The sequence below is a fragment of the Schleiferilactobacillus shenzhenensis LY-73 genome (genome assembly GCF_000469325.1).
GTDB classification, from domain to species: domain Bacteria; phylum Bacillota; class Bacilli; order Lactobacillales; family Lactobacillaceae; genus Schleiferilactobacillus; species Schleiferilactobacillus shenzhenensis.
In genome coordinates this window covers 22,860-31,203 of the sequence record NZ_KI271597.1, presented here as the reverse complement: position 1 = coordinate 31,203, position 8,344 = coordinate 22,860, and the positions used below count along the sequence as shown (strand labels likewise).

The 8,344-nt window shown below is 57.6% G+C and carries 9 protein-coding genes; 3 read left to right on the top strand and 6 right to left on the bottom strand.

The features are described from left to right. Positions 1–59 precede the first annotated feature (59 nt). From frr to L248_RS10645, 6 genes are all read right to left on the bottom strand, one after another. On the bottom strand, positions 60–620 hold the full coding sequence (gene frr / locus L248_RS10670; RefSeq protein WP_022530231.1) for a ribosome recycling factor: 561 nt from the start codon (positions 618–620) through the stop codon (positions 60–62). A 4-nt stretch (positions 621–624) separates the two neighbouring features. Further along, entirely contained in the window at positions 625–1,374 is a 750-nt protein-coding gene (gene pyrH / locus L248_RS10665) for a UMP kinase (RefSeq protein WP_022530230.1), read from the bottom strand. 126 nt (positions 1,375–1,500) lie between these two features. Further along, a complete protein-coding gene (tsf, locus tag L248_RS10660; RefSeq protein WP_022530229.1) occupies positions 1,501–2,379 on the bottom strand; it encodes a translation elongation factor Ts in 879 nt (292 codons plus the stop codon). 96 nt (positions 2,380–2,475) lie between these two features. After that, a complete protein-coding gene (rpsB, locus tag L248_RS10655) occupies positions 2,476–3,306 on the bottom strand; it encodes a 30S ribosomal protein S2 (protein ID WP_040536349.1) in 831 nt (276 codons plus the stop codon). Between the two features lie 446 nt (positions 3,307–3,752). Continuing rightward, positions 3,753–4,034 (bottom strand): GIY-YIG nuclease family protein, encoded by a 282-nt coding sequence (locus tag L248_RS10650; protein WP_022530227.1) that lies wholly within the window; start codon positions 4,032–4,034, stop codon positions 3,753–3,755. Further along, positions 4,015–4,761 (bottom strand): tRNA1(Val) (adenine(37)-N6)-methyltransferase, encoded by a 747-nt coding sequence (locus L248_RS10645; RefSeq protein WP_022530226.1) that lies wholly within the window; start codon positions 4,759–4,761, stop codon positions 4,015–4,017. The genes L248_RS10650 and L248_RS10645 overlap by 20 nt, the downstream gene beginning before the upstream one ends. A 104-nt stretch (positions 4,762–4,865) precedes the next feature. On the opposite strand from L248_RS10645, the gene L248_RS10640 reads away from it, so the two are divergent. The 3 genes from L248_RS10640 to L248_RS10630 all read left to right on the top strand — a co-directional run bounded on the left by L248_RS10640 (position 4,866) and on the right by L248_RS10630 (position 7,884). Beyond that, positions 4,866–5,522 carry a lysophospholipid acyltransferase family protein gene (locus L248_RS10640; protein ID WP_052000009.1) on the top strand — a complete coding sequence of 219 codons (657 nt, stop codon included), beginning with the start codon at positions 4,866–4,868 and terminating at the stop codon, positions 5,520–5,522. A 176-nt stretch (positions 5,523–5,698) separates the two neighbouring features. Beyond that, complete coding sequence (locus tag L248_RS10635) at positions 5,699–7,138, top strand: ABC transporter substrate-binding protein/permease (RefSeq protein ID WP_425423454.1); 1,440 nt, start codon at positions 5,699–5,701, stop codon at positions 7,136–7,138. After that, entirely contained in the window at positions 7,135–7,884 is a 750-nt protein-coding gene (locus tag L248_RS10630) for an amino acid ABC transporter ATP-binding protein (protein ID WP_022530223.1), read from the top strand. The genes L248_RS10635 and L248_RS10630 overlap by 4 nt, the downstream gene beginning before the upstream one ends. Positions 7,885–8,344: the final 460 nt, after the last annotated feature.

Sequence of the window (8,344 nt, the reverse complement as noted above, 5' to 3'; positions counted from 1 at the left end):
TGCCCACCACGTTCCAGGCCCCCTGGCGGAGGGCCCAAATCGCCGGGTCTCGCGAATAACTAGACTTCGGTGATTTCCGATTCCTTGTCCTTGGCGATCTGGTCGATGCCCTTGACGGCGTCGTCGGTGATCTTTTGGACTTTGTCCTCGAGGTCGTGCTGCTCGTCTTCGCTGATGTCGCCGGCTTTGGCGGCTTTCTTCAGCTCTTCCATCGCGTCGCGGCGGACGTTGCGGACGGCGATCTTGGCGTTTTCCGCGTCTTTGCCGACTTCCTTGGCCAACTCCTGCCGGCGTTCACCGGTGAGCTGAGGGATGACCAGGCGGATGACGTTGCCGTCGTTGGCGGGGTTCAAGCCCAGGTCAGACGTCAGGATGGCTTTCTCAATGTCACCCAAAGCGGACTTGTCGTAAGGCTTAATCGTCAGCACCCGGGGTTCAGGGACATTGATGGCGGCCACTTGGTTCAACGGTGTCGGGGCGCCGTAGTAGTTCACCATGACCCGGTTCAACAGACCGGCGTTGGCGCGGCCGGCGCGGATGTCGGCTAAGTCCCGGCGCAGAGCGTCTTGGGCCTTGCCCATGTCGGACTTGGCTTTCTTCAGTAATGCTTCTTCTGCCATGATTCTAGTGTGCTCCTTTCTTATCGTCATCGGCTTCGGCCTTAATGGTCGTACCGATGTTCTCGCCTTCGATGACCCGGACGATGTTGTCCGGCTTGTTCATGTTGAAGACGACCAGAGGAATGTCGTTGTCCATGGATAGCGAACTGGCGGTGGCATCCATGACCTTCAAGCCCTTGGCAATGATGTCGAGCTGGGTCAGTTCATCGTACTTAACGGCGTTGGGATCCTTGTTCGGGTCGGCGGAATAGACACCGTCCACGTTGTTTTTGGCCATGAGGATGACGTCGGCGCCGATTTCGGCAGCGCGCAGAGCAGCGGTGGTATCCGTAGAGAAATACGGGTTGCCGGTGCCGCCGGCGAAGATGACGACGCGGCCTTTTTCCAGGTGGCGCATGGCCCGCCGGCGAATGTACGGCTCAGCGATCTGGCGCATCTCGATGGAGGTCTGTACCCGGGTGGGCACGTCCATGTGTTCCAGACTGTCTTGCAGCGCCAAGGCGTTCATGACCGTGGCCAGCATGCCCATGTAATCGGCTTGGGCGCGTTCCATGCCCAGTTCGGCACCGGTCTCGCCCCGCCAAATGTTGCCGCCGCCGCAGACGACAGCGACTTGCACCCCTAAGTCATGAACAGCTTTGATCTGTTTCGCGATGCGGTCGATGACCGGCGGGGTAATGCCGAAGCCTTCTTTGCCGGCCAGGGCCTCGCCGCTCACTTTTAACACGATGCGCTTATATTTGATCCCACTCATTACGATTCCTCCGTTAGTTTGCTGTTCAATAGTTTACCATACTTGGGCCGCCGGGGCGAATCGCACAACGGTCAGAAAGCAGACAAAAAGCCGCGCCCCCGTAGGTTTGCGGCTTTCTGAGAAACACTAGTTACCCTTGACTTGGGACATGACTTCGTCCACGAAGTTTTCTTCCTTCTTCTCGATCCCTTCGCCGACTTCATAACGGATGAAGGAGACCAGCTTGCCGCCCTTGCTGGCAACATACTTGGCCACGGTCTGGTCGGGATCCTTAACGAATTCCTGGTCAGCCAAAGCAATCTCGGACAGATACTTGTGCATCCGGCCTTCAACGATCTTAGGAATGATCTTCTCCGGCTTGCCCTCATTCTTGGTCTCTTCGGTCAGAACGTCCTTTTCGTGGGCCAGGACATCCGCCGGGACATCATTTTGGTCCAGGTACTTGGGGTTGATGGCGGCCACATGCATCGCGACGTCGCGGGCCGTCTCTTCGTCAGCGCCTTCGAGGACCGTCAAGGCAGCGATTTGGCCGCCGTTGTGCAGATAAGCACCGAAGTTTTGGCTGTCGGTCTTTTCGACAACCTTGAAGCGGCGGAGAGAAATCTTCTCGCCGATAACGGCGGTCAATTCCGTAATCGCGGCCTTGATCGTATCGTCGCCCATCTTCAGGGCCAAGGCAGCGTCCATGTCAGCCGGCTTATCGGCCGCAATCGTGTCCGCAATGTTCTTGACTAAGTTTTGGAACTTGTCGTTGGCAGATACGAAGTCGGTCTCAGAGTTGACTTCGATCACCGCGGCGGTGTTACCGTTGACGGAGATGTGGGCCAAGCCCTCAGCAGCGACGCGGTCGCTCTTCTTCTCTGCCTTGGCGATGCCCTTCTCGCGCAATACGTCAACGGCTTTCTCCATGTCGCCATCGGTATCGACCAATGCCTTCTTGGCGTCCATCATGCCGACGCCGGTCTTCTCGCGTAATTCCTTGATCTGTTGGATTGAAACTGCCATGAATGTATCCTCCTAATGAAATTGGATTTCTTAAATTGTAAAAAAGCGGCCGCTCCGCATCATTCTGCTAGGGCCTGGCCGCTTCTGGGTTACATATTAGTTATTAGCGGAATCACTGGCACTGTCGTCAGCAGAGTTGTCGCCTTCGACAGCCTCGACGATGTCTTCCATGGAATCCTTAGCCGGGGCAGCGCCCTCTTCAGCAGCGGGTTGAACAGGTTGTTGCGCGGCATCGGCGTTGTCCTCGCCCTGACGGCCTTCAACGATGGCATCGGCCATCTTAGACGTGATCAGGCGAACAGCGCGGATGGCGTCATCGTTCGACGGAATAATAACGTCGATGGGGTCCGGATCGGTGTTGGTATCGACCATGGCCACGATGGGAATGTGCAGCTTGTTGGCTTCGTGCACCGCGATGTCTTCCTTGCGGGGATCAACGATGAACATTACATCCGGCAGGTGGGGCATATCTTCGATACCGCCCAAGAACCGTTCCAGCTTCTGCTGTTCCTTGTTCAAGAGAGAAACTTCCTTCTTGGGAAGCACGTCGAAGGTGCCGTCTTCGGCCATCTTCTTCAAGTCCTTCAGGCGCTTGATCCGGGTCTGAATGGTCTCCCAGTTGGTCAGCGTGCCGCCGAGCCAACGGTGGTTAACGTAGAATTGACCAGCGCGGGTCGCTTCTTCTTCGATGGAATCTTGGGCCTGCTTCTTCGTCCCGACGAACAGGAAGACCGCACCCTTGCTGGCTTCGTCCTTGACGAAGTTGTAAGCCGTGTCGATCATCTTGACTGTCTTTTGCAGGTCAATGATATAGATGCCATTGCGTTCGGTGAAGATATACTTCTTCATCTTGGGGTTCCAGCGGCGGGTCTGGTGACCAAAGTGCACGCCGGCTTCGAGCAGTTGCTTCATAGATAATACAGCCATTGATAAAAACCTCCAAAGTTTTTTCCTCTGCTTGCGTCGTTCCGGCGCGGACACCGCAGTGCACCGCCGCTGCCGGTCGGCAAGCATGTGTATTTTTGAAATACCATATGATTATACAGAAAACTGGGAAATGGTGCAACTGGTACGGCGTTGCGCTTCGTGCTTCCGCCTCGTGAACCAAGATATGACCCGCTAGACTCGGCGATTCAGGGAGTTGGCTGCCCGAATTTCCTGTAGAGCAAGACATTTCCCGTCTTCGAGAATGTAGGGTGACGGAGGGCGGAGCAGATGGGGCTCAGTGGTGGAAACAGCTTATGCCGAGTGGTTCTCTCGGCATTAGCTGTTAGGCGTGTTTGAGACTGCGTTCTTTGCGGGCTCAAACCGCCGTCACCACGTTCCAGCCCCCAATCTGCGCAGCCCGGAGTCACCAGGGCCAGTGAAAGAAACTACCACCGCACTCCCCTCGCCGTCAGAAACCTTTCTTTCTGCCGCCGGCTCAGCCGCTTGAACTTGGCTTCGGCGCTGAGGGCGTCGTGGCGCGTGCTGAAGGAGGTCTGGTAGATGCGGTGGACGGGCCGGCGGGTGCGGGTGTACTTGGCGCCCAGCTTGTCGTCGAAGTTGTGTTCTGCTTCCCGCCGGTCTGGGTCGGTGGTGTAGCCGCCGTAGAAGGTGCCGTCGCTGCACAGCAGGACGTAGAACCAGTAGAGTTCATTTCCCGTGAAGGACATGGTCCACCTCCGGCGTGTAATGACCCTGGGCATCGTGGACCAGCAGCGGCGGCAGGATACGCACGCCGTTGGGCTTGCCGCCGCGGATGGCTTCGATGAGCAGCATGTTGGCTTCCCGGCCGGGCTTGGGAAAAATGAAGCGCAGGCGCTTGGGGGCGAGGCCGTGCCGCGTCAGCGCAGGCAGGATCTCGTCGAGCCGCTCGGGCCGGTGGACCATGAAGAGCTTGCCTTGGTACTTCAGCAAGTCAGCGCTGACGGCCGCCACTTCATCCAGGGAGACCGCCAGCTCATGGCGGGCAACGGCCAGGTGGGCATTGGGATTTTTGATACTGGCCGGGGCATTCTTGAAGTACGGCGGGTTGGTCAAGACGGTATCGACGCTGTCCTTGGGAATCAGCCCGGGGACTTGCTGCATCGCGATGTTGTGCACGGTCACTTGCCCGCTCAGATCGTTCAGGGCCACCGACCTTTGGGCCATATCGGCCAGCAGGGGCTGGAGTTCCACCAGATCAATGTGGGCCTGGGTGCGCCGGGCCACGAAGAGTCCGACAGCGCCGTTGCCGGCCCCCAGGTCGACGATGCGGCCCCGGGGCGGCACTTGGGCGAAGGCCGCCAGCAGCACGGCGTCTAAGGAGAAGGCGAAGACGCTGCCGTTTTGGATCATTTCAATCCCGCCGCTGCGCAACTGATCGATGCGCTCACCGGGTAATAAGGGGACCTCAGCCATACCGCGGCCACCGCCTTTCTGCTATAATTTGAAGTTGCATTGGTCGTTTACGACCGCCCGTGCTATTTTAGCATGGATCTCACGTGAAGAAAGCAGGATACATCATGCTTTACCGCATATTCCGGGTCATCATCCGCTTCGTCATCTTTCTTTTGAACGGTCACATGGTCGTCTTGGATAAGGAGAAAATCCCCAAAGGGACCTTCATCATGGTCGCCCCCCACCGTACCTGGTGGGAACCGGTACTGTTCGCCGTGGCGGCCAGTCCCATGGAATTTTCGTTCATGGCGAAGGCTGAATTGTTCCATAAAAACCCAATCATCACTTGGATCTTGAAAAACGCCCACGCCTTCCCTGTGGACCGGGCTCATCCTGGTCCCAGCGCCGTGAAGACGCCCATCAACAACCTGCGGAAGAATAATCTGTCAGTAATCATTTTCCCCACCGGCACGCGTTATTCCAGCGAAATCAAGGGCGGTGCCGCCCTCATTGGCCGGTTAGCCAACGTGCCGCTGGTGCCGGTCGTCTACCAAGGGCCGCTGCACTTCTGGGGTCTGCTGAAGCGGCAAAAGCTCATCGTCGGTTTCGGCGATCCCATCACCGTTTCCCGCAAGGGCCGGTTCAATGATGAAGAAGTGGACCGCATCGATAAAGCAATGCACGATGCCTGGGACACGATCGATAACCGCATCAATCCCGACTTCGTCTATGTGCCTGACACGCACAAAGCGGAGCTGGAGCATGAAGAAGGCAAGTTGTAAGCGCCGGAGCAAGTGAATCAATTCGCCAACACGCCAAGGAATCGGCGTGTTTTTTTCTTATCGGGGTGTCAGCAAACCTGACATAGATTATAGACAAGCTCACATCTTGCCCCGTATACTGGCTCTATGTCAATTCCATAGAAAGCAGGTGTCTCATGCATCATCACGGAAGAAGCATTGCGTTAGCGGCCACGCTGACTGTGCTCGCCTTTCTCACCATATTCGTTCCTCGGCCAGTGCAAGCGGCGGAAAAAGCGTACGTCATCGGCACGGACGTTACGTACGCCCCATTCGAGTTCGCTAACGACAAGAACCAGTACGTCGGCATCGACATCGACCTGATGAACGCCATCGCCAAGACTGAGGGCTTCAAGGTGACCATTAAACCGGTGGGCTTCAACGCTGCTGTGCAGTCGCTAGAAGCCAAGCAGATCGACGGGGTCATCGCCGGCATGTCGATCACGCCGGAACGGCAGGAGAAGTTCATCATGAGCGACCCTTACTATTCCGTGGGAGTCGTCATGGCGGTCAAGGCCGGCAGCAAGATCACCAGCCTGAAGCAGCTGCGCGGCCAGCGGGTGGCCATCAAGACCGGTACGGCTGCCGGGGCTTACGCCACCAGCCTGCAGAAGAAATACGGCTTCAAGACCGTCACCTTCGATGATTCCAACAACATGTACCAAGACGTGACCACCGGCAACTCGGTCGCCTGCTTCGAGGATTCCCCGGTCATGCAGTACGCCATCAATACCGGCATGAAGCTGAAGATCGTGACCAAGCCGGCCAACGCCACCGGCTACGGCTTCGCGACCACCAAGGAGCACGCGGCCCTGGCCCGGCAGTTCAACGCTGGCTTGAAGAAATTGAAGGCCAATGGCACCTACAGTAAGATCATTCAGAAATACTTAGGGACCGGCTCGAAGAAGTCCCAAGCGGCGGCCAATAAGAAGACCCAGGAAACCGACCGCTCTTTCTTCGGCCTGCTCAAGGCCAACTGGGGGACGCTCATGGGCGGTCTGCAAGAAACACTGCTGGTGACGGTCGTGGCGATCATCTTCGCTACCATCGTCGGCGTCCTCATCGGCTTGTTGGGCGTCCTGCCCAATGCCTTCGCCCGGGGCGTGTCGATCACCTTCATTTATATCTTCCGCGGTTTGCCGCTCCTCGTACTGGCCCTGTTTATCTATACCGGCGTGCCCAGCCTGATCGGCACCAAAGTCCCCGCCTTCGTCGCCGGCATCATCACCCTCACCTTGAATGAAGGTGCCTATACGGCCGCCTTCGTCAAGGGCGGTATTGACGCCGTCGACCCCGGCCAGATGGAAGCCGCCCGCTCCCTCGGTCTGCCCTTCGGCAAGGCGCTGCGCAAGGTCATCCTGCCCCAAGGTATCCGCATCATGATTCCCAGCTTCATCAACCAATTCATCATCACCCTCAAGGATACCTCCATCCTCTCGATCATCGGCATCCTGGAACTGACCCAGACCGGCAAGATCATCATTGCCCGGAACATGGAAGGCTTCAAGATTTGGACGATGGTCGCCCTGATCTACGTGATCATCATTACGCTGCTCACTTGGCTGTCCAAGTGGGTTCAGAAGAAGGTGCAAGCATGACCGAAGAAAGAAAGTATCGCGTCCAGATGCAGGACGTCTCCAAGGATTACGGCAGCAACCACGTCATCAAAGACATCAACCTGAATGTGGCCAATAACGAAGTCGTGGTGCTCATCGGGCCCTCGGGTGCGGGTAAAAGTACCGTCCTGCGCATGATCAACGGCCTCGAGACGACGACTAGTGGCCATATCCTCATCGACGGCGCCGATATTAGCCAGCCCCACGTGGACATCAACCGCATCCGGGAGAAAATCGGCATGGTTTTCCAGCACTTCAATCTCTTCCCCCACATGACCGTGCTGGAGAACGTCATCTTGGCGCCAGTAGAGTTGAAGAAAGCCGACAAGGCAGCTGCCACCGCGGAGGCACGCCAGTTCTTGCAGACGGTGGGTCTGATGGACAAAGCGGACGCTTACCCAGCGTCCCTCTCCGGCGGCCAGCAGCAGCGGGTGGCCATTGCCCGGGCGCTGGCGATGCACCCGGACATCATGCTCTTCGACGAGCCGACCAGTGCCCTCGACCCCGAAATGGTGGGCGACGTCCTGGCCGTGATGCGCCAGCTGGCTGAGCAAGGGATGACCATGATCATCGTCACCCACGAAATGGGCTTCGCCAAAGAAGTCGCCGACCGCGTTGTGTTCTTCGAAAGTGGGCAAATCTTGGAACAAGGCAGTCCCGCAGAGATCTTCGACCATCCCCAGGAAGCCCGCACGCAGGAGTTCTTGAACAAAGTCTTGCAGGCATGATGGGATATACAAATAGCCGCTGTCCAGATGACTGGGCGGCGGCTATTTGTGCGGAAACGAGGGTTTGCGGTCTAGGCCCGGGTGACTCCGGGCCACGCAGATTGCGAGGCAGGTTAGTGTCTGGTCTCTGGCCCGGGTGACTCTGGGCTCCGCTGGCGGGGGCTGGAACGTGGTGCGGCGACTTTAAGCCAATGCAAAGTGCGCATTGTCTTAAAGCTCGCCGTTGGCCTAAGCGGTCAAAGACCGACCGCTAAGGCCAATCTCACCACTGAGCCCCCGCCCGCTCCGCCCTCCGTCACCCTACATTCTCGCAGACTGGAAAAGTCTCCCTCTTCAGAAAATTCTGGCAGCCTCATCCGCAGTCATTACAGCAGTCGCTGACAGTTTAAAAGTCCAGGGGCACCTCTGGCGAGCATGTCCTGACGCCGAAGGCCTTACGTTCGGAGAGAATGTAGGCGAG